The organism is Paenibacillus tritici, from assembly GCF_013204885.1.
Classification (GTDB): domain Bacteria; phylum Bacillota; class Bacilli; order Paenibacillales; family Paenibacillaceae; genus Paenibacillus_AQ; species Paenibacillus_AQ tritici.
Window position 1 is genome coordinate 212,979 of record NZ_JABMKX010000008.1, and the last position, 20,958, is coordinate 233,936.

A 20,958-nucleotide genomic window follows, 5' to 3' on the forward strand; every position below is an offset into this window, starting at 1 on the left:
CATCCACCCCATGCCTGCTGTAACAAAACCATGCAATTTAAAATATCGTCTATCCGGCATTTTGATTATGCTATAATCTAGCCATATCAACCGTCCCGGACCGGGCAGGTTCAGTCAGGCTTGGAGGTGCTTCCGTATGTCAAAGCTGTTGCGTATTCTGATTCCCCAGAAATTGAAATACCGCCTGTTCACTGCCTTCGTATGTCTGATTCTGCTGCCCTTCAGCGCATTGAATATATATAATTATCAGCGCATTGAGACCCTGGTCCAGAAAAAAATAAGCCAGCAGAGCCACTACCAGCTGGAGCAGATGTACCGCACGCTCGAGGATCAGATCAGCATTGCCTTCAAGACACTGCTGTTCCTGAAGCAGGATGATACGGTGAAGTCCGTGCTGCTCCATCCCGAACAGCGCAATGAGCTGGAGAATAAGCGGCTGATGGAGAATATTTTCAAGAACCTGAACAACAGCTTTTTCCTGTACAATCCTTCGGTGTATTTCATGATTCTGGACTTAACTGAAAGCGCATACACCTCTTATCCGCCCAAGGATTCGCTGATCTACTCGGATCTGCGGGGAAATCCCGGGTTCGACCGGGGCCAGATGAATACCGGCTCTTATCACTGGGTGCCCAATGATACCAACTACGTGCTGCGCGATGTCTCCACCAGCGCCTATCTTCTCTCCTTATACGCCTATCTGGAGGATACCCGGAACAAGCCGTATGGAATGGCCCGCATCAGTATTGATTACACCTACTGGCTGCGCTCCATCCATAAGCAATCCGATCTGGAGCAGCAGTATTTCCTGATTACCCGTTCGGGAGAAGATATCTCCCAGTCGGTTCCGGGCAGCCTTTTATCTGCGAAGGTCAAGGCGGGTTTCGCCGGGCAGCCCGGACAGCAGTATTTTATCGACAAGGACTCGAATTCCCTGATTAATTATATCTATGTGGAGTCGCTCGACTGGTATATCGTGAACCGGATTCCGCTGTCGGTGCTGTTCGTGGAGATCGAAGGGCTGAAGCAGCAGTACTTTATTACGTTCTTTGTGCTGACGGCCATCTTCCTGATGATGACCTTCGTCATTGCTACGACCATCACGCGCCCGTTGTCCCATTTGCAGAACAAGATGAAGGCTGCCGTGCAGAAAAGCCTCAAAATCCGCCTGCCCGAGCATAAATTCAGCGGGGAGATCCTCGATCTGACCCGGACCTTCAATACCATGCTGGACGATACCCACCTGCTGATCCAGAAGCTGAAGGCGGAGGAGCGGCAGAAGGAGGCTGTGCATTTCCAGATGCTGCTGGCCCAGACGAATCCCCATTTCCTGCTGAACACACTGAATACGATCAAATGGATTGCCATCCGTGAGCATAACGAGGATATTACGAACATGACCCTGTCGCTCGGCAAGCTGCTGGAGGCCAGTCTCAATACCGATAAGGATCTGATCCATCTCAAAGATGAGATTGAGCTTGTCGAGGCCTATGTCCATATTCAGCAGGTCCGGTACGCGCACAAGTTCGAGCTAACCACCCGCTATGACGAGGATATCCTCTATGCGCTGGTGCCCAAGCTCAGCCTTCAGCCGCTGGTCGAGAACGCCATTATTCACGGGATCAGCAGACTGCCCGGCAAGGGACTGATTGAGCTGATCGTGCACCGCGAAGAGCATCGGCTGATCGTAGAGATACGGGACAACGGCGCAGGTATGGAGCAGGCCAGAATGAACAAGGCCCCGCGCAAGCGTCCCGGTATCGGGCTGAGTAATATTCAGGAGCGGCTGAGGCTGCTGTACAGGGAAGAGGGTACTCTGGAGGTGTTATCCACCGGGGAAGGGGTCACCGTCCGCTTCACCATACCGCTTCTGTTGTCCACACCTTACGGCAATGAACATCCGGCTTAGAGCACATTTATAAGGGAGGGAATACACATGTGGAAGGTACTGCTGGTTGAGGATGAGGTTTTTGTACGGGAGAGTGTCCGCGAGATTATTGCCTGGGAGGAGCTTGGATTCACTGTCAGCGGAGAAGCGGGCAATGGGGCAGAGGCGCTGGAGATGATCCTGCAGGATGTCCCCGATCTGGTGATCTCGGATATTGTCATGCCGGAGATGGACGGGGTCGAGCTGCTGCGGCGCACGCGTGAAGAGGGAGTGGATTCCCGCTTCGTCATGCTGACCTGCATGAATGATTTCGAGAATGTGCGGCTGGCCATGGAGTACGGGGCTTCGAGCTATATCCTGAAGCTGTCCATGAGCGTGAACTCTCTCCGGGATACCCTGCGCAAGATCAGCGGCGAGCTGGAGAAAAGCCTGGAGAACCGCACCCGAAGCCAAGGCCTGCCCGGCCCGGATACTCCCCCGCAGCTGCCGGCCCATGAGGAGATCACCAGCCACCCGGAGATCCAGAAGATCCTCCATTATCTGCACAATCACTACGCTGAAGATATTACCGTGAAGTCCATGTCACAATATGTCATGATGGCCGAGAATTATGTCAGCACCCTGTTCAAAAAGAAAACCGGCCAGACCCTGATCCACTACCTGCATCAGGTACGGGTGAATCAGGCGATCCTGCTGCTGACCACCTCCGACCTGCCGGTGTATGAGATTGGCAACCGGGTCGGCTTCGTGAACGATAACTATTTCATCAAGATCTTCAAACGCCTCACGACGCAGACGCCAAGCCAGTACAGGCATACTCAGCGGCATAAGCCGGACTCCATGAGTCTATAGTACAGTGTATAGAAGTGTATAGAATAGCGGCCTTCCCAGCGGGAAGGCTGTTTTTTGCGCGGACAGGGATAGAACATAACTACGATCCTCCTGTCCGCCGCTGCTCCGTAAATGTATATTTCTGTAGCATGAAGTCGTTGGTTTTGTTCCTTAACCCTCCTGAAGCCGCTTGGTATGCTTGTAGTGTACTCAAAAGACCTAAAGGAGTGGGGTTATGTGAAGGCATCCTGGATGAAACGGCAGCAGTACCTGGGCTATCTGTTTATCGGGCCAAATATGATTGGCGTGATTCTATTTTTCATCATACCAGCCGTCTATTCTTTCTATCTCATGTTTACAGACTACAAGTTTATGAGTCCCCATACCAAGTTCATCGGGCTGGCCAACATTAAGCGGATGCTGGGGGATGAGGTCTTCTATATCGCCATCAAGAACACGCTGCTCTTCCTGGTCTCCGTTCCGGTATCCATTGGGCTGGCCTTCATCGTTGCTGTGGTGCTGAACCGGTCTGTGTATCTCAAAAAGCTGCTCCGCGCCTTATACTTCATGCCTTATATCACAAGCGGCGTTGCGGTAGCCTTTGTCTGGATGCTGCTGTTCCATCCGAACAACGGGCCGATTAACGGCATTCTGCGCTCCATCGGCATTGAGAATCCTCCCGGCTGGCTGTCCACAATGGAGACGTCCATGTATGCGATCGACATCATCTGGATCTGGTTCATGCTCGGCTATAACATGATTATCTATCTCGCCGCCTTGCAGGAGGTGTCCGGTGAGCTGCTGGAAGCCGCCAAAATCGACGGTGCCCGCACCTGGCAGACGGTCCGCAGTATCCTCTGGCCGCTGGTCAGTCCGACCACCTTCCTGCTGCTGATTACCGGACTGATCATGTCGATCAAGCAGTTCGGCATCATCCAGGCGATCACACAGGGCGGACCCGGCAACAGTACCACCGTATTATCCCTGTTCATCTATCAGAATGCCTTCCGCTATTACGAAATGGGCTATGCTTCAGCGGTCTCCTGGGCCCTGTTCCTGATCATTCTGATATTCACCGTGGTTCAATGGCTGGGCCAGAAACGCTGGGTTCACTACTAAGGAGCTGAGAAAATGAATAAAGCCGCAGTTACCAAAAGCATCGCCACTCTGATCATGTTATTCTTCAGCATCGTAATGATTGTGCCCTTCATCTGGATGATCAGCACCTCATTCAAAACCCCGGCGGAGGTATTCCAATATCCGATCCAGTGGATTCCTGAGCACTTCAACTGGAGTCATCATGTTAAGGTCTGGTCCGGTACGGGCAGCTTCGTGCCTTACTATCTCAATTCCCTTAAGGTGGCTATTCTGAGCACCATAGGGGCTGTCTCCTTGTCCGCCCTCGCAGCCTATGGCTTCGCCCGGATTGAATTCAAGGGACGCAACACCATGTTCATGATCTATCTGTCCATGATGATGGTACCCCCGCAGGTGCTGTTCGTGCCCAAATTCATCATGTTCGACTGGGCGGGCATCTACAATACCCACTGGGCGCTGATCCTGCCCGGAATGTTCACGATCTTCGGCGTGTTCATGATGCGGCAGTTCTTCCTCTCGGTGCCCCATGAAATCTCAGAGGCCGCCTTCATCGACGGCGCAGGCCACTTCCGCATCTTCTCGCGGATTATCCTGCCGATGGCTAAGCCGTCGCTGGCGACCCTCGCCATTATCGACTTCTCCTGGCACTGGAACGATTATGAGAATGCGCTCGTCTTCCTGATCGACCATGATCTGTTCACCGTTCCGCTCGGGCTGCAGAATTTCATCCTGGAGAACAATGTCGATTACAACGGCATGATGGCCGCCGCGACAGCCGGGATTATTCCCATGATCCTCGTCTTCCTGCTCGGCCAGAAATACATTATTGAAGGGGTGGCCAGCTCGGCGGTGAAGGGCTGACCCTGCTTATAAGCGAAGGAGCTATGCCACAGATCATACAGTGGCATAGCTCCTTTGTAGTTCACATGGATCGCACTATTGGATAACAGGATGTTACGACAGCCCTGCCTTAGTCAGGCCGTAGGCCGCATCGGATGAACCCGGTACGGTGGTAAAGCCTACGTTCACCCGGTTCCAGGCGTTAATCGCCATGATCGAGAAGGACAGATCGGAAATCTCCTGCTCGGACAGCTGTTCACGGACACGGTTATACAGCTCATCAGGTACGCCGTGCTCCGGCAGTCTGGTCAGCACCTCCGTCCAGGCAAGCGCCGCCCGTTCACGCGGGGAGAACAGGTTCGATTCCCGCCAGATAGAGAGGTGATAGATACGCAGCTCACTCTCACCGTTCATCTTGGCCTGCTTCACATGCATATCCAGGCAGAAGCCGCAGCCGTTCATCTGTGAAGCCCGGATAGATACCAGATCTTCGATCTTCTCCTCAATGGAGCTGTGCTTCAGAGCCATGCTGAAATCGAGAAATTTCTTGAAAAGCTCCGGGGACTGCTGCATATAATTCACACGTTGTGCCATAACTATATTCCTCCTTGGGGCTGGTTTTAGTGGAAGGTCCGGTTTCGGACTTTCTTCGCCCTTCGGACATATAACGAGACAGCTATTCTTTTTGTGACAATGCTCCCCCGAGCATAGTGCTGCCCCATCCTGTCACAGATCCTCCGTCTATTTTGTCTACATCATAGCAGAGTAGCAGAATTAGATTGACTATATTAGGATGGGAAGTGGCGTTATGCAGGAGTGGTATGACCAGTATAAGAATCTGTTGTTTAAGCTTGCCTACCAGCTAACCGGATCGGCTGCCGATGCCGAGGATGTGGTTCAGGACGTATTCCTGAGAATCTATGATGTGCCGCCCGAGCGTCTTACCGAACCCAAAGCCTATCTGTGCAAAATGGTCACCAACCGCTGCCGGGATCTGCATAAATCCGCGCGTAAGCAGCGAGAGGAATATTTCGGCGAATGGCTGCCGGAGCCGCTTGCCGGTACAGCCCCGGATGCGATGGAATCCGTTGTTCAGGATGATCTCTTATCCTACGCCATGCTTGTCCTGCTCGAGCGGCTGACTCCGGCGGAGCGGACGGTGTTCGTGCTGCGCGAGGCGCTGGGCTTTGAATATCAGGAGATTGCAGAGCTGGTCGGCAAAAGCGGGCCGAACTGCCGCAAGCTCTTCAGCCGGGCCAGCGCCAAGCTGGGCCTCGTTCCCGAGCAGCCCGTCCAGCCTGAGGCGGTTACAGAGGAATGGGTACACGGGTTCCTCGCCGCCCTGAAGCAGGGCAACCTGAATGAGCTGCTGTCACTGCTTGATCCGGCAGTTGAGTTAATCTCCGACGGGGGAGGCAAAGTACACGCTGCCGCCAAGCCGGTAGTCAGCGCCGGGCTTGTAGCCGGGTTCCTGCTGGGCCCCTTCCGCGGGGCAGCTACAATGAACGGCGAGGTGACGATTGAGGTCAGCCGGATTAACGGGCAACCCGGCTTACTCCTTCGCTCGGAGGATGGTATTCATACCGTAGGACTTCTGCATCTCCGGGATCATCTGATCCAGAAGCTGTATATTGTCCGCAATCCCGATAAGCTGCAACATATCGGGAGATAGGCCCGCTGCGGCACACCGCTGTTCAGCCGCCCGGTCATCCCATACCGCTGGGATTTATAGAGCAGGCCGCTCATACCAATAGCCCGGAATCCCCCGTTCCAGCCGCATCAGCGCCTCCAGATAATAATAATCGCCCCAGATGGTGTAATCATCCGGGGAATCCCCGGCTCTGGCCGAATACGCGCCATGCTTCAGCAGACCCTCTGCGTGCTCGCTGCCCAGGGTCGAATACTGCTCAGCCAGTGCCTTCACCGACGCTTCCCCCGCTTCCTGGAAGAAACGGCGCTCCGGGTCTGCCGAATCCAGCTGCGCAGCAATCTCCAGCAGTCCGCAGGCGGCAATGGCCGATGCGGAGCTGTCGCGCTTCGTGTCCGGCCCCACGGGGACATCGAAATCCCAGTACGCTACGCCATCCTCCGGCAGATGGGCTACGAAATAACGGCCCAGCCGCTTCGCCGTCTCCAGCATCTCCGGGCTCTGAAGATAACGGCTGATTAGTGCGAAGCCGTAGATCCCCCAGGCCTGCCCCCGGGTCCAGGTGGAGCCGTCACCATACCCCTGGTGCGTCCCGCCGCGGATCGCATCGCCTGTCGCCGGATCGAAATAGAAGGTGTGATAGCTGGAATCATCCCCCCGCACCAGGAAACGGCGGGATTTGCGGGCATGCAGCTCCGCTACCCGCCGGTAGGCGTCATTGCCGGTCTGCTCATGCGCCCAGAGCAGCAGCGGCAGATTGAGCAGACAGTCAATAATAATCCGCCCGCCGTTGACGGAATCCCCCTCCTTCCCCCAGGCCTGAATCAGCCCCGCCTCTTCGCGCCAGCGCTTCATCAGCATATCTGCCGCCTCGAGCGTCAGCTGCGCCGCCCCGGCATCCCGCTCAATGATCCACTGGGCCTTGGAAGAGAGGGAGTAGAGGAAGCCGATATCATGATGATCGAAGATGATCTTATGGTCCATCCGGTGCCGGAAGCTCTGGACGGTTCTAAGCGCCTGTTCGCGGTAGACCGGGTCTTCACTGTACTCGGAGCACAGCCACAGAATGCCGGACCAGAAGCCCGCCGTCCACTCGGTATTGTCATTCAGCGTATAATGCTCATCACCGGCGCTCACGTGGGGGAACCGGTCCCCGAATCTTGTAATATTGCGCTTGGTCACGCCAAGCGCGTCCTCAATTGCTTGCTGCCACATATCAGACACTGCTCCTTCTTATAGATTATCGTGCGGGATCAGCCGGTTGTTCTGTCTATACTGGCCGGGTGTGATCCCTTCATATTTTTTGAAGACACGGATGAAGGAATTGCTGTTCAGGAAGCCTACACGCTCCGATACCTCCTGCACGTTCAATTCATCCTGCTGCAGAAGCCTCTTGGCTTCTGTGATCCGGTACTGGTTAATATAGTCGATCACATTGGTTCCGGTCTGCTCCTTGAAGTACTTGGAGACATACGTAGGGTGGAAGCGGAACCGTTCGGAGATAGGGGTCAGCCCCAGATTCACATCGGCGTAATTCTCATGAATGAACTCCAGTAACTGCTCCTTCAGCTCCGTATTGTGGGAACGCTTGCGTTCATGCACCATCTGGCAGACCGTCTCCAGAATCTGCAGCAGCTCAGCCTCGATCTCCTCGAAGGTCTCACAGGCGAACAACTGGCGGATCAGCTCATTACGCCGGGCCAGCTCCTTCATGTCATCGGTCTTGATCTGCTCGGTTGCCTTCAGCATGGTACCGATCAGCTCGAACATCAGGCAGCGGGCCAGCTCTACCGACAAGGGCTCCCCGGCGAAATTGGTCATCAGAATCTCATTCATGACCTCTGTAGAGCGGGCGTAGTTGCCTGTAGCGATATAATTCACCAGCTGACGCTCCAGATCGAGCGGATAATAGAGCTCCTCCTTGGGCTGCCGGATTCTATGCTGGTCAATAATCTGGCCGATGCCCAGAATCAGCCGGTACTCCAGCGCCTCCTCCGACTCCTGGTAGCAGGCCGAGATCTCGGCCATGGACTGGCGGACGCTGCTGACTCCAACCGAGAAATAGATCAGGAAGCGGGACTGAATGAAGTGCTGCGCCTCTCCGGCGGCCTGAATCAACTGCGGGACAGCATCCGCGTCATTCTCCCGGATATTGGCCAGAAGGGCGATCCGGCCATCCATTTCAGCGGAATAGACAGGGCCGGCCGGGCCCATCAGCTCCTCCAGCACATTGGTAAGAATCAGATGGACGAACTGGAGCTTGCCCTCCTTGTCCTCCGGTCCGCGGGTGCGGAACAGTCCCTCATAATTCTCAATGTGTACCAGCAATACGGCAAAGGAATCGCTCTCGAACCTGATCCCCAGGCGCTCCATCTCCTGCTCCGCAGCAACCCCCGCCCCCGGCTGGACCCGTCCCTTCAGCAGCCTCGCCAGGAAGCCGCTGCGCACCACCGTCTGCTGCTCCTTGAGCCTCGTCGCGAACTGATCCTGCTCTTCCCAGGCCCGGGTCAGCACGGTCTGCAGGATGCCGAATTCATCATCCGGCTGCTCCAGCTTCCCTTTGACTTTGTCGGAAATGATATTCATGATCCGGCCGAGCGGACGGTAATTGCGCCGGGTGAACCACCAGGCAGTCACACCGCCCAGCAGCAGAACGGCCGCCACTCCGGTGAATGTAATGCTGCGGATTACCATCAGCTTCTTGGCATAGATACGCGTAGGTACGATGGAGACATACTGCCAATCCTGTACGCCCGAAGAGATCTGGGAGACCGTCACCGATTCCCCGTTCCAGTCTGCCGTTCCCGTCCGTCTTCCCGTATCTTTGTTTTCCTGCAAATAGCGGTGTATTGAATAAGGGGTCTCGGCCGTTCCCGTAGAGAACAGCGTCCGCCCGTTCCGGTCCAGAATGAATACGATGCTCTCCGGCTCCAGACGCACATTATTGATCGCCTGCTGGAACCGCTCCGGGTCCAGGGTAACGACAAAGGTAGCCGGGCTATCCTCCGATACCCGGACCGGGAACGGCTGAAGGTAGACGAGCGTCTCCTCAATCCGGCGGTCCTCGCTGAAGACCTTCATTTTGCGGAACACGCTCTCGCTTGAATCCTGCATCAGCCGGGTCCACTCCTCCTCGCTTACCCCGGTTCCCTCATAATAAATATCGTATAACAGATTCTTGGAGACGAGCGAGGAGGAGGACAGCGCCACATCCGCAGATTTCACATAGATATATAATTCACGGATTAATCCATTCCCGATCCGGATCGACTTGAGGTTCTTAATCAGCTCCAGCCCCATCAGCCGCCACCTGGCATCCTGCTCGGACGCGTGATTGATGAAGCTGCTAAGCTGGGAATCGGCCATTAGCTGGCTGCTGATGCTGCTGATATCCTGGGTCTGGCTGTCAATCGTCTCCTGTACCTGGGACAGCAGCACCCTGTTGGAGCGGTTAACCTCCTCCTTCAGCAGATGGCGCGACTCCGCAAAGACGGCGGCGCCGATAGCGACCGGGATGAGCAGGATGACCAGATAAGAGAGGCTCCAGGATAACAGGATGCTTTTCTTTTTCATGGTTCTCCTCCTCCTCGTGTGTGTGTTATTCCTTAATCGCGCCGATCATAACACCTTTTACGAAATATTTCTGCAAAAACGGATAGATAAAGAGGATCGGCAGCGTAGCCACCATCACCGTTGCGTATTTCACACTTTCTCCGATCGCCTCTTTGTCGCCCATTGCCGCTGAAGTCGTCATTGAATCCGTGCTGTTCTGGATCAGAATCTCCCGCAGCACCAGTTGAAGCGGATACAAATTACGGTCGCGGAGATACAGAATGGCACTGAACCAGGAATTCCAATGCGCCACTCCGTAGAAAAGAATCATCACCGCAATCACCGGCATGGATAAGGGGATCACAATCCGCCATAGGATGCGTACCTCTCCCGCCCCGTCCATCCTGGCGGATTCCAGCAGGCTCTCGGAGATCTCCTGGAAGGCCGTCCGCATAATGATCAGATTATAGCTGCTGACCAGCCCCGGCACAATCAGGGCCAGCAGATTATTGCCGAGGTGCAGCGTATTGTTGATCAGCAGATAGGTGGGAATAATCCCGCCGTTGAAAAACATAGTGAACACTATGGCCAGCATGATCGGATTACGCAGCATGAAGCTTTTGCGGGACAGGGTATACGCCCCCAGGATAGTGAACAGCAGATTCAGTGCCGTGCCCAGCACTACGATCAGCATGGTATTCCTGTAGCCGGACAGAATGCTCGGATTGCTCAGCACCAGCTTATAGCTGTCGAGATTGAACCCCTCCGGCAGGAGCAGCAGCCCGCTATGGGCCATCAGCCGGTTGGAGTCGCTAAGTGACGCATTCAGCACATGCCACAGCGGATACAAGGTGATAATGATCAGCAGAATCATGATCAGCACATTGATACTGTCAAAGATTCTTTCTCCTATCGTTCTTTTGATTATCATGGGAATCCCTCACTTTGTCTTCCTGGTGAAGCCGTACTAGAACAGCTTATTGTCAGATACCGCCTTGGACAGCCTGTTGGCGCCAATGAGCAGAATGAAATTGACTACCGACTGGAACAGGCCGACGGCTGTCGTATAGCTGAACTCGGCACTTTCACTGATCCCTTTGCGGTAGACAAAGGTTGAGATGACATCGGCGGTATCGTAGATATTCGGATTATAGAGCAGAATGACCTTCTCGAAGCCAATCTCCATCAGTCCGCCCACCCGCAGAATCAGGAGAATCACGATCATCGGGATAATCCCCGGCAGGGTAATATGCCACACCTGGCGTATCCGGCTGGCCCCGTCCACCTTGGAGGCGTCATAGAGCTCAGGATTAATTCCGCTAAGCGCGGCCAGGTAGATAATTGTCGAGAATCCAAGCTCCTGCCAGATGGAGGAAGCGGTATAAATCGTACGGAAATTGCCCGGCTCACTCAGCAGAGCGCTGCTCTCCCCGCCAAAGAACACAATAATAGAATTAAACAGCCCGTCACGGGACGAGAAATCTACCACCATTCCGCAAATGACCACAATCGAAATGAAGTGGGGGATATAGGAGATGGTCTGCACCGTACGCTTGAACAGCTCATGTCTCAGCTCATTGAGCAGCAGCGCGAGCAGAATCGGGGCCGGGAAGCCGAACAGCAGCTGGTAGAAGCTTAGGACCAGGGTGTTTTTGAGAATCCGCCAGAAATAATAGCTTTGGAAAAAATCTCGGAAATGCTGCAGTCCCACCCAATCGCTGCCCCAGATGCCTTTGCCGACGGTATATTCCTTAAAAGCAATCACCGCACCATACATCGGCAGGTACTTGAATACCAGGAAATACACAACCACGGGGAGGGCCATCCAGTAGATCGCTTTGTTCTTCTTGTAGTTCAGCCAGACCAGGGAGAGCCTCTGCGGCATAATCTCCCTCCTTTCTTCTTCAGGACAAGCTCCGCGGGGGCACTATACTGACACTAGCTTTAAGTTCCGCCGCGCCGCGGGCGTCCTCAACTTCTGAATTATCTTGCGTTGTAGCGGTCTATCGCCGCCTGCTGAATTTCAATCGCCCGTTTCACATTGAATTTGTCAATCTGGGCCGTGAACTTGCTGAAGTTCTCCAGCGGCTCCGCGCCGATCACGAATTTGATGAACATTTCATCGCGGTAGGTGGTGATGTCGCTCATGATTTTGCTGTATTCACTGGACTCCTCAGTGGTCAGGCTGACCGGAGGAATACCCACCTTGAGCGTGTTGTCGCTGTATTTGGAAAAGAGCGCCACCGCATCCTTCTGCTGCTGGAACTGGTAATACTGCTCGTTATAGCGGTCGTCATCCTCGCCGACAAACGGATAATTGGCAATGAAATGCTTCGCCATCGCCTGAACCACCGACAACCCCTCCGGATTCTTCAGAATCTCATCCGTATAGGTCGGATAGCCGTCCTTCATTGTATACGTAACCCCTTCTACGCCGAAGTTCTTCAGCATATGCCCTTCTTCACTGAAGAAGTAATCCAGCGCCTTCACGGTCTCTTCCGGGTGCTTATTGCTCTTGGTAATCGTTGCTCCGGCACCGCTCCACTCCCAGGACCGTCCGGTGAACATCGGTTCATCCCCTTTGTTCAGCACAGGGTACTGGGCGGCGGTAAGATTGGCCTTCGGCTCCTTCTCCTGCAGTGCAGGCAGATAACGCCCGATACCGCCGCCGATGAAGGTGAAGAAGGCCCCGGCCTGACCGCCCAGAATCTTGGCATCATAGGTCTTCTGATCATTCGTCGCGAAATCAGGATCAATCAGCCCTTCCTGATACCAGCGGTGGAACGTGGTCAGGAACTCCTTGAATTCCGGCTCTATCGGCCCGAACGCCACCTTGCCGTCTTTCAGGAAGATAGTATTGGTAATGCCGTAAGCTTCCAGGAAGGTCGGGGCCGCCGGGCCCATGGTTGTCATCTTAGGCGGTGCGCCGAACAGGAGAGGTGCGGTTACGCCTTTTTTCTCCTTAAAAGCCTTCAGCACCGTCTCCCACTCCTCCAGCGTCTCCGGCTGCTGCAGGTTCAACTCGTCCAGCCAATCCTGACGGATGAACGTGCCGCCGAAGGTTTTGTACTTGCCGAGCCGCAGATGGGGAATCGCATAGATATCTCCGTTATCCGCTTTCAATTGCTTGGCTACCTCGGGGTTCTCGTCCAGAATCTTCTTCAGGTTAGGCGCATACTGGTCAATCAGGTCATTCAGCTTAATAATGGAGCCGTCGTTGTACAGCTTGGAGTAATCCCCGTAGACGAACATTACATCCGGCAGCTTATTGGACGCCAGCATGACATTGAACTGCTCCGTCTCCGCGCCTACGGCAGGGTGCTGGAACTCCGTCTTAATATTGGTTTTCTTCTCCCACTCCTGGATTGCCGTAATCTCACTCATATTCTTCAGCGTAATCGACACATTCGTATTCAGCGACGCCCAGATCGAGATCGGGGTCGGCTTATCCGCCGCTGCTCCCTTCGCGTTCTTGTTCCCGTCCGCGCCGCCCGAGCAGCCTGCCAGTCCGCTTATCGCCAGCAGCAGGCTGGTCCCGAGCATCATCCGCCTTCTCCAAGTTCTCTTCATCCTTCACATCTCCCCCATGTGTTCTTAATTAATAGTCGTCATGCGGTGCCGGAGGTCCAGTAGTTCCTTGTCTTGCTGTGTTAATGAGTTGCTGGCTTAGTGGTGCTGTGCTGCTGGCTTGCTGAGTTGCTCGCTTGTTGGTGCTGTCTTGCGGAGTTGCTGTCTTGCTGTCTTGCTGTCTTGTTGGTGCTGTCTTATGGTGCTGTTCTGCTGTCTTGCTGTGGTGCTGCCTCCCGCTCCTCCAACTTAACGCTATACAGCAATGCTGACTATCTCCCATTCTTGCCGCGATATCGATATATTGCTTACGGCCTGTCCATCACAGGAATTGTATATATAAGCCAAGAAATCAGGATTGATTTCGGATTGCACATTGAAATCCCGGTTTAACGGGATTTATTAAAATGTCGCGCGCGGTGGATGCGCTTCCATATTATATCAGACTGATGCGTTGTCGCGGCATTGAACACACTTTTCCCAGAATGGACGCCCGCCTGACGCCCACCTTCGGCGGATTGAGGTGCACTTATGCTCCTCATTCCCGCTTGCCGCCCACTTCCGCCGAATTCAGGTGCACTTATGCTCTTCATTCCCGCCTGCCGCCCACTTCCGCCGGATTAAGGTGCACTAGTGCTCCTCTTTCCCGCCTGCTACCCACTTTTATCGGATTGAGGTGCACTTATGCTCTTCATTCCCGCCTGCCGCCTACCTGCCGCCCACCTCCAACTGGTTCAGAGGGAATTATCCCTTTCATTTTCCACTATTCCCTACTTTCTGCTGAATCAAAGGGATTTCTCCCTCTGATACTCCAATACTGCCCACTTTTGCCGGATTCAAAGGGATTTTTCCCTTTGATCCTTTAAGCAGCGGATACTGGAGGGTCAGCAGGGGGCCTGACCCCTATCCCTGATTACTCAAGAGACTTATCCCCAACTTTATCCACATATTATCCACAACAGAGGGATATCAACATTTCCTAACTAAATATAAATAAAAAAAGACACTGGGTAAGTGTCTGATTAGTCTTAAAGTGTCTCAAAGGCCTCAAAGTGTGTTAAATGCTCCCCAGTATCTTAACTATCTCTAAGTATCTTCAAATATCTCTAAGCATCTTCAAATATCTCTAAGTATCTTCAAGTCTCTCCAAGCACCTTCAAGCTTCCCCCAAGTATCTTCAAGTATCTCAAAGCGTCTCCAAGCCCCGAATGTCTCCAATACCGCCCCATGTATCGCCCAACGCCCCATTGCCCATACAGCAAGGCCTTCATCAGCCACCAGCCAACACCGACAGCACCGTCTCCAGCACCACATTCACGCCCAGCTCACAATCCTCATAAGCAGTGAGCTCTTCCTCGCAATGGCTTTTCCCCTTCACGCTGGGAACAAAAATCATCGCCGAAGGCAGAAACCCGGCCACGAACTGGGCATCATGCCCCGCTCCGCTGGCCAGCTTCCGGCTGCTATAACCAAGCTTCTGCGCAGCTTGCTCCACCAGCGTACAGATTCCCGGATCGAACCATACCGTGTCGCGGCCCCACAGCTTCGTCTTGGACACGCTGCATTCCAGCAGCTCCTCCGGCAGGCCGTTAATAATCGCCTCCACTTCACGGACGATATCCATATCCTTATGTCTGGCCTCCACGGTGAAGATCACCTTATTCGGAATAACGGTGTGAATATTAGGCAATACGTTCATTCTGCCCATCGTATAGACCAGTTCAGGGTCCAGCACTGCCAGCTTCCGGCGCAGCTCCGTCATTAGATCTGTCGCGGCAACAAGCGCATCCCTCCGCATATCCATCGGCGTGGTACCGGCATGATCCGATTCGCCTGTTACTTCAATCTCATAGCAGGCCATTCCAACCACACCGTCCACCAGGCCAATCTTGAGATTCTCTCTCTCCAGTACAGGACCCTGCTCGATATGCAGCTCCAGATAAGCCGTCGCTTCCTTGATCCGGTTGGCGGCATCTCCGGCATAACCGCTGGCCTCCAGCGCTTCACCAAAAGTAATCCCCTCCGGGTCCCTCTTCTCCAGCATCTCCGCCTTCCCGAACTTGCCTGCCAAGACCCCGGAGGCCATCATCGACGGCTCGAAGCGCGCGCCCTCCTCATTGGTGAAGTTCATCACCATTACGGGCAAGCGGGGCTTAATGCCGTGGTCCACCAGGGTTCTAGCTACCTCCAGCCCGGCGATGACACCAAGCACACCATCGAAACGGCCACCTTTTTTGACCGTATCCAGATGCGAGCCAATCACTATGGGCGGACCTTCCCCGCTACCCTCCAGAGTGGCATACATATTGCCCATATCATCCACCTTCACGGCCATGCCCAGCTCTTCTGCACAGGTGGTGAAATAGCCGCGTACCCTTACATCCTGCTCCGACAGTGACAGCCGGGTGACCCCATTGTTGTCTGTCCGCCCGAAGTCGGCGAAGGCCTCGATCGTATTTTTCAGTCTCTCACCGTTCACGAATATTTGCTGCAGCTGCATGGGCTTGCCCCCTCCGTTTCGTTTGCTCCTATTAGGTGTATCTACTCCGTTACTTCCTTACTATCTATGTTAACCCATTCCTTATTTTTGTCATTTTACATACTGTAATAATTTTTTATGGTTTGGTTCACGTTATGTTGCAACACCTTCGGGGAAGTCTGATAGAATATGAGCTACTGGGAACACCATTTGAGAGGAGCTAGGAATATGAATACAATTGTGCGCAGCAGTACAGCTGAAGCTGTAATCAGTTCACTCGGGGCAGAGCTGGTCAGCTTCAGAAGAACGGATACCGGGACTGAATATATGTGGAGCGGGGATGCCGCTTACTGGACAGGCCGTTCGCCGGTGCTCTTCCCGATTATCGGTGCAGCTAACGGGGGCGAGATCAAGGTTAACGGTCAGGCCTATAAGCTGGCCAATCACGGCTTCGCCAGACGCAGTGAATTCACGCTGGTGGAAGCGGACGATTCACGGGCGGTCTTCCGTCTGTCACAGAATGAGAGCACGTTAGCCAGCTACCCGTACCATTTCAACCTGTTCCTCACCTATGTCCTCAGCGGCAACACACTGGAGATCAGCTACCGTGTAGAGAATACCGACCAGCAGGAGATTTCCTTCCAGCTCGGCACCCATCCCGCATTTAATTGTCCGATGGATGGAGAGGGCAGCTTCGCGGACTATTATCTTGAATTTGAACAGCCGGAGCGTCTGGAGCGCTTGTTCCTGAACAAGACCGGGCAGCTGATTCCTGGTAAAAGCGACCCTATGCTGGGAGACGGAAACACCCTGCCGCTCCAGCATGAGCTGTTCGAGCATGACGCCCTCGTCTTCAAGAATGTAAGCTCGCAGTCTGTTGCGCTGAAGAGCAAGCTGTCTGACAAAAGCGTAGCCGTGGCTTATCATAACTTCCCCGATCTCGGAATCTGGCAGCCGAAGAATGCCCCGTTCCTGTGCATTGAGCCTTGGCACGGTGTGGCTGACAGCGAGGGCTTCACCGGGGAAATGAAGGACAAGGCAGGAGTCATCTCCCTGCCGCCGGGCGGCCAATCTACAAGCTCCCTTACGATCACGTTCAATTAACAGAATGCCGCTCCAGCCGTTCCCGAAGCAACAGGAAAGCCGCAGCACCGACAAGGTGTCTGCGGCCTTTTTGTCATGGATATGTACCTGAATCCGTGAATGAAGACACCTCCCAATAGTGTCAAATCAGGCTTATCCCGCCGCCTTTCCGCCAGCCCTCCGGCTGATAAGTACACTAAAGTAGTATATACAACCTTTTGACCCGGATAGTAAGATATTCACAAATCAAGTGACGCGTAGACTCGTTTACCCGGAAAGGAAGTGACTGCTCAAGTGAAGCCAGAGATAAGTATTATTGTGCCTATCTACAACGTGGAATTGTACCTGAACAAGTGTGTGGATTCGATACTGGCACAGAGCTTCAGCAACTTCGAAGTGATCCTGGTAAATGACGGATCACCTGACAAATGCGGTGAAATCTGTGAGTATTACAAGGAGCTGGACCCGCGCGTCGTCGTCATCCACAAGCAGAACGGCGGATTGTCCGATGCCCGGAACTACGGAATTGAGGTTGCCAGGGGCAGATACATCGGGTTTGTGGACAGTGATGACTGGATTGAACCGGATATGTATGAATCCCTGTATTCGCTCATTACGTCCCATGATGCGGATATTGCTGCGTGCGGCCACTACGAGGTGATGGATGATGTACCGCTGGAGAAGTCATTCTCTCATGAGGTACATGTATATAACAATGCCCAAGGCCTCGACAAGCTTCTGGAGGACAAAGAAATTCAGAATCTGGCCTGGGATAAGCTGTATAAGGCTGAGCTGTTCGCGCAGGTCAGATACCCGGTCGGCAAATATTTTGAGGATATTTTCACAACCTATAAATTATTCCTTCAAGCGGATAAGACCGTCTTGCTGGATTCGCCCAAATACATGTACCTGAAGCGAAGCGACAGCATTACCGGAGCCATGAACAACAAGAAATATTATGACCGCTTCTGTGCGGCGCTGGAGATCTACGAGACGATACAGGATAAGAACTATCCGGTCGCCAAAGAAATCTCCCTGTCCCGGACGGTGACCGAGGGAATCGAACTATGCAATTATCAGCTCATTACCGGCGAAACAGCCGTCAATAAGGAATACCTTGCCGAGCTGGGCGGGTTCCTGAGCAAGCATATCTCCCAGATTCTGCGCAACCGTACGCTCCGCCGGGAAATGAAGACCGCCGCTTTGCTCATCCTGACAAGCTCCACTGTATATAAAATGCTGTATTATTCCAAACTCCGTTTGAAGGGAAGTAATATGATATGAACCAAGCCCTCGAGAAGCTCCTGCCGCTGTCCTTCCGGAATTATGTAAGCAACATTAGAGTCTATCAGTACTATAAAGGTTATCTGAGCTACCGGAACCAGTATAAGGGCAAATCCAAAACCATTTTTGTGGTCGGTTCACCCGAGCACGATAATCTCGGCGATCATGCGATCACCTACGCACAGATGAATTTCCTGAGAAAAGCTTTTCCCGATTATACCCTGATCGAGATTGTAGCCAACCGGCTGATGCATAACATGAGATGCCTGGAGCTGTACTCCACGCCGGATGACATCTTCGTGCTTCAGGGCGGGGGCAACTTCGGAATCGAGTATTTCCGCGAGGAAGAGGTGCGCCGGAAGATCATCTCCGAATTCCCGAATAACAAAATCATCGTCTTCCCGCAGACCATCTACTTCGGAGATACCGAGCTTGGGCGCGCGGAGTTCAAGAAGACACAGGACCTCTACGGCTCCCATAAAGACCTTACTCTGGTCGCCAGAGAGGCTACGTCGTATGAAATTATGAAAGCAGGTTTCAGAAACAACGATGTTCTGTTAACTCCGGACATTGTAATGTCCCTGGACCTCACCGATCCCCCTAAGGAGCGCAAGGGTGCCCTTCTTTGCATTAGAGCGGACAAGGAGAGCATCTTCAGTGATCAGGACAAAGCAAGCATCCAGAACTACAGCTCGAAGCACTTCAGCCAAATTACAACCACAGATACTTGCATCCTTCGCCCTGTCTCCCTGGAAGACCGGGATCACGAGCTGAATACCTTATGGAATCAGTTCAAGGAGGCGGAAGTTGTGATTACAGACCGGCTGCACGGGATGATTTTTGCGGCGATTACGTCCACGCCTTGTATTGCGCTGGGGAATTACAATTACAAGGTCGTAGGCAGCTACGAATGGATCAAACATCTGGGCTATGTTAAATTCACCAATGATCTGAACCGTATTCCGGAGCTTATCGAAGAGTTAAGACAGATCGAACACCCCAGATACAATAACGAATTCTCAGCCCGGCATTACAACCAAATTATCCAATCCATGTCGGACAGCTTGAATGAACCTTCTGCTTCATCCATCGTTACCGCTTAAGATACGCACAAGACACTCTCCGTAGCGAGGAAGCGATCTGTTTGAAAACCAATATTAAACTTGCTGCAATCATAACCTATGCTTCCGTATTTCTAGGCGTCATTATCTCCCTGGGCTCGACGCCCTTCATTGTGTCGACCCTGGGAAAATCCGAATATGGACTATTCTCCCTGGTGAATTCGATCATCGCCTATATCGTCCTGCTGGATCTGGGCTTCGGCAGTGCGGTCATCCGCTTCAATGCGAAGTATATCTCCGAGAACAACTCCACAGGCCAGCGGAATATCAACGGGATGTTCCTGCTCCTGTTCTCAGCGATCGGACTGGTCTCATTAATTGCAAGTGTGATTCTGGTGTTCAACTTCAGCTCCATCTTCAGCAGCCTGAGCGAGTCGGAATTGAGCATTCTGAAGACCATCTTCATCATCGCCGCGATCAATGTGGCTGTGTCGTTCCCGCTCAACATCTTCAGCTCCATCATCACCGCCTATGAGAGATTCGTCTATCTCAAAGTAATCAATCTCATCCGGGTCGTTTTGTCGCCGGCGATGATGGTGCTGGTGCTGTTATTTGATTTCCGGTCCACCGGGATGGTGACGGTTGCGCTTGTGCTGAACCTGACGATCGGTGTGATCAATGTGGTCTTTTGCCGGACGAAGCTCAATTTGACTGTGAGGTTCACCGGTTTCGACACCAAGCTGTTCAAGGAGATCTTCAGCTATTCATCCTACATCCTGCTGTCGTCCATCGCCTTCCAGATCTATACGAATGCCGATCCGCTGATCATCGGAATGTTCCTGGGGGCGACTCCAATCGCCATATTCGCCATCGCCGCCCAGCTCAACACCTATATTCTTAACTTCTCCAATGTGCTGGCCAGCTTCTATCTGCCCAAGCTTACCAAGATGATCGTCAAGGGTGCAGATCAGGCGGCCTTAATGCTGGAGCTGGTCAAAATAGGGAGAATTCAGGCGCTGATCGTAGGGTATATCGTCTCGGGGTTCGTGCTGTTCGGACAGAGCTTCATTCTGATCTGGCTCGGCCCGGACTACAAATATGCCTATACGGTTGCCCTGATCATTATCATTCCCCAGATTACCTCGATTGTGCAGTCCCTGTTCGCCACCATGCTGGAGGCCATGAATATGCACAGAGTGAAGGCCTTCATCTATTTCTCTGTCGCGATTCTCAAAGTGGGCTTAACCTTCTGGTTCATCCGGTTCTGGGGGATTACGGGCTGCGCCATTGCCACCGCCATCGGGATGATCATCAATGTATGCCTGAACAATGTGTACTACAAATATAAATTGAAGTTCGATATTCTTCACTTCTGGCTGCAGATCATCCGGGTATTCATTCCGGTGGTGCTGCTGGCCGGGCTGAGCGGATTCCTGCTTAGCTTCGTGAGCATCACTTCTTACGTGTATCTGGGGATGTATGTAATCGTGTATTCCCTCCTCTACGTGCTTACCATGTGGCTCTTCGGAATGAATGCTGGCGAGAAGAAGATGATTGAAGGTCCGGTGAGAAAAATAGCTCTGCGGAGTCAGGCCTAGGACTCTATGTGGAGCCAGGAAGCAGTCTT

Annotated in this window: 16 protein-coding genes; 9 read left to right on the forward strand and 7 right to left on the reverse strand. The window is 53.2% G+C overall.

Annotation, left to right across the window (positions count from 1 at the left end):
* Positions 1–136 precede the first annotated feature (136 nt).
* The 4 genes from HQN87_RS16125 (at position 137) to HQN87_RS16140 (ending at position 4,678) form a co-directional block, all read left to right on the forward strand.
* Complete coding sequence (locus HQN87_RS16125) at positions 137–1,909, forward strand: sensor histidine kinase (protein WP_173135356.1); 1,773 nt, start codon at positions 137–139, stop codon at positions 1,907–1,909.
* A 27-nt stretch (positions 1,910–1,936) separates the two neighbouring features.
* Positions 1,937–2,740: a response regulator gene (locus HQN87_RS16130; RefSeq protein ID WP_173135359.1), complete on the forward strand. Its 804-nt coding sequence runs from the start codon at positions 1,937–1,939 to the stop codon at positions 2,738–2,740.
* 216 nt (positions 2,741–2,956) lie between these two features.
* Complete coding sequence (locus HQN87_RS16135; RefSeq protein WP_173135362.1) at positions 2,957–3,838, forward strand: carbohydrate ABC transporter permease; 882 nt, start codon at positions 2,957–2,959, stop codon at positions 3,836–3,838.
* 12 nt (positions 3,839–3,850) lie between these two features.
* Positions 3,851–4,678: a carbohydrate ABC transporter permease gene (locus tag HQN87_RS16140; RefSeq protein WP_173135365.1), complete on the forward strand. Its 828-nt coding sequence runs from the start codon at positions 3,851–3,853 to the stop codon at positions 4,676–4,678.
* Between the two features lie 93 nt (positions 4,679–4,771).
* Here the strand turns inward: HQN87_RS16140 and HQN87_RS16145 are convergent, their stop codons facing one another.
* A complete protein-coding gene (locus tag HQN87_RS16145; RefSeq protein ID WP_173135368.1) occupies positions 4,772–5,251 on the reverse strand; it encodes a carboxymuconolactone decarboxylase family protein in 480 nt (159 codons plus the stop codon).
* 214 nt (positions 5,252–5,465) lie between these two features.
* Here HQN87_RS16145 and sigJ point away from each other — a divergent pair, with 214 nt between their 5' ends.
* A complete protein-coding gene (gene sigJ / locus HQN87_RS16150; protein ID WP_173135814.1) occupies positions 5,466–6,329 on the forward strand; it encodes an RNA polymerase sigma factor SigJ in 864 nt (287 codons plus the stop codon).
* Between the two features lie 54 nt (positions 6,330–6,383).
* Here sigJ and HQN87_RS16155 read toward each other — a convergent pair whose 3' ends face one another.
* The 6 genes from HQN87_RS16155 to HQN87_RS16180 form a co-directional block, all read right to left on the reverse strand.
* Positions 6,384–7,520 carry a glycoside hydrolase family 88 protein gene (locus HQN87_RS16155; RefSeq protein WP_173135372.1) on the reverse strand — a complete coding sequence of 379 codons (1,137 nt, stop codon included), beginning with the start codon at positions 7,518–7,520 and terminating at the stop codon, positions 6,384–6,386.
* Between the two features lie 18 nt (positions 7,521–7,538).
* Positions 7,539–9,878, reverse strand: a complete 2,340-nt coding sequence (locus HQN87_RS16160) for a helix-turn-helix domain-containing protein (protein ID WP_173135375.1) — start codon at positions 9,876–9,878, stop codon at positions 7,539–7,541.
* A 25-nt stretch (positions 9,879–9,903) separates the two neighbouring features.
* Entirely contained in the window at positions 9,904–10,788 is an 885-nt protein-coding gene (locus HQN87_RS16165; protein WP_173135378.1) for a carbohydrate ABC transporter permease, read from the reverse strand.
* A 36-nt stretch (positions 10,789–10,824) separates the two neighbouring features.
* Positions 10,825–11,742 carry an ABC transporter permease gene (locus HQN87_RS16170; RefSeq protein ID WP_173135381.1) on the reverse strand — a complete coding sequence of 306 codons (918 nt, stop codon included), beginning with the start codon at positions 11,740–11,742 and terminating at the stop codon, positions 10,825–10,827.
* A 98-nt stretch (positions 11,743–11,840) separates the two neighbouring features.
* Positions 11,841–13,427 carry an extracellular solute-binding protein gene (locus HQN87_RS16175; protein ID WP_173135384.1) on the reverse strand — a complete coding sequence of 529 codons (1,587 nt, stop codon included), beginning with the start codon at positions 13,425–13,427 and terminating at the stop codon, positions 11,841–11,843.
* Between the two features lie 1,267 nt (positions 13,428–14,694).
* Positions 14,695–15,924: a Zn-dependent hydrolase gene (locus tag HQN87_RS16180; protein ID WP_173135387.1), complete on the reverse strand. Its 1,230-nt coding sequence runs from the start codon at positions 15,922–15,924 to the stop codon at positions 14,695–14,697.
* A gap of 207 nt (positions 15,925–16,131) precedes the next feature.
* On the opposite strand from HQN87_RS16180, the gene HQN87_RS16185 reads away from it, so the two are divergent.
* The 4 genes from HQN87_RS16185 to HQN87_RS16200 all read left to right on the forward strand — a co-directional run bounded on the left by HQN87_RS16185 (position 16,132) and on the right by HQN87_RS16200 (position 20,929).
* Positions 16,132–17,007: an aldose 1-epimerase family protein gene (locus HQN87_RS16185; protein ID WP_173135390.1), complete on the forward strand. Its 876-nt coding sequence runs from the start codon at positions 16,132–16,134 to the stop codon at positions 17,005–17,007.
* A gap of 273 nt (positions 17,008–17,280) precedes the next feature.
* Positions 17,281–18,270 (forward strand): glycosyltransferase, encoded by a 990-nt coding sequence (locus HQN87_RS16190; RefSeq protein WP_173135393.1) that lies wholly within the window; start codon positions 17,281–17,283, stop codon positions 18,268–18,270.
* Positions 18,267–19,373 (forward strand): polysaccharide pyruvyl transferase family protein, encoded by a 1,107-nt coding sequence (locus tag HQN87_RS16195; RefSeq protein ID WP_173135396.1) that lies wholly within the window; start codon positions 18,267–18,269, stop codon positions 19,371–19,373. The genes HQN87_RS16190 and HQN87_RS16195 overlap by 4 nt, the downstream gene beginning before the upstream one ends.
* 41 nt (positions 19,374–19,414) lie before the next feature.
* Positions 19,415–20,929, forward strand: a complete 1,515-nt coding sequence (locus HQN87_RS16200) for an oligosaccharide flippase family protein (RefSeq protein WP_173135399.1) — start codon at positions 19,415–19,417, stop codon at positions 20,927–20,929.
* The last annotated feature ends 29 nt before the right edge of the window (positions 20,930–20,958 follow it).

Coding starts and splice junctions, on each gene's coding strand:
- HQN87_RS16145 (WP_173135368.1), bottom strand. CDS start 5,251: ATGGCACAACGTGTGAATTATATGCAGCAGTCCCCGGAGCTTTTCAAG.
- HQN87_RS16155 (WP_173135372.1), bottom strand. CDS start 7,520: ATGTGGCAGCAAGCAATTGAGGACGCGCTTGGCGTGACCAAGCGCAAT.
- HQN87_RS16175 (WP_173135384.1), bottom strand. CDS start 13,427: ATGAAGAGAACTTGGAGAAGGCGGATGATGCTCGGGACCAGCCTGCTG.
- HQN87_RS16165 (WP_173135378.1), bottom strand. CDS start 10,788: ATGATAATCAAAAGAACGATAGGAGAAAGAATCTTTGACAGTATCAAT.
- HQN87_RS16195 (WP_173135396.1), top strand. CDS start 18,267: ATGAACCAAGCCCTCGAGAAGCTCCTGCCGCTGTCCTTCCGGAATTAT.
- HQN87_RS16160 (WP_173135375.1), bottom strand. CDS start 9,878: ATGAAAAAGAAAAGCATCCTGTTATCCTGGAGCCTCTCTTATCTGGTC.
- HQN87_RS16170 (WP_173135381.1), bottom strand. CDS start 11,742: ATGCCGCAGAGGCTCTCCCTGGTCTGGCTGAACTACAAGAAGAACAAA.
- HQN87_RS16180 (WP_173135387.1), bottom strand. CDS start 15,924: ATGCAGCTGCAGCAAATATTCGTGAACGGTGAGAGACTGAAAAATACG.
- HQN87_RS16130 (WP_173135359.1), top strand. CDS start 1,937: ATGTGGAAGGTACTGCTGGTTGAGGATGAGGTTTTTGTACGGGAGAGT.
- HQN87_RS16140 (WP_173135365.1), top strand. CDS start 3,851: ATGAATAAAGCCGCAGTTACCAAAAGCATCGCCACTCTGATCATGTTA.
- HQN87_RS16185 (WP_173135390.1), top strand. CDS start 16,132: ATGAATACAATTGTGCGCAGCAGTACAGCTGAAGCTGTAATCAGTTCA.
- HQN87_RS16125 (WP_173135356.1), top strand. CDS start 137: ATGTCAAAGCTGTTGCGTATTCTGATTCCCCAGAAATTGAAATACCGC.
- sigJ (WP_173135814.1), top strand. CDS start 5,466: ATGCAGGAGTGGTATGACCAGTATAAGAATCTGTTGTTTAAGCTTGCC.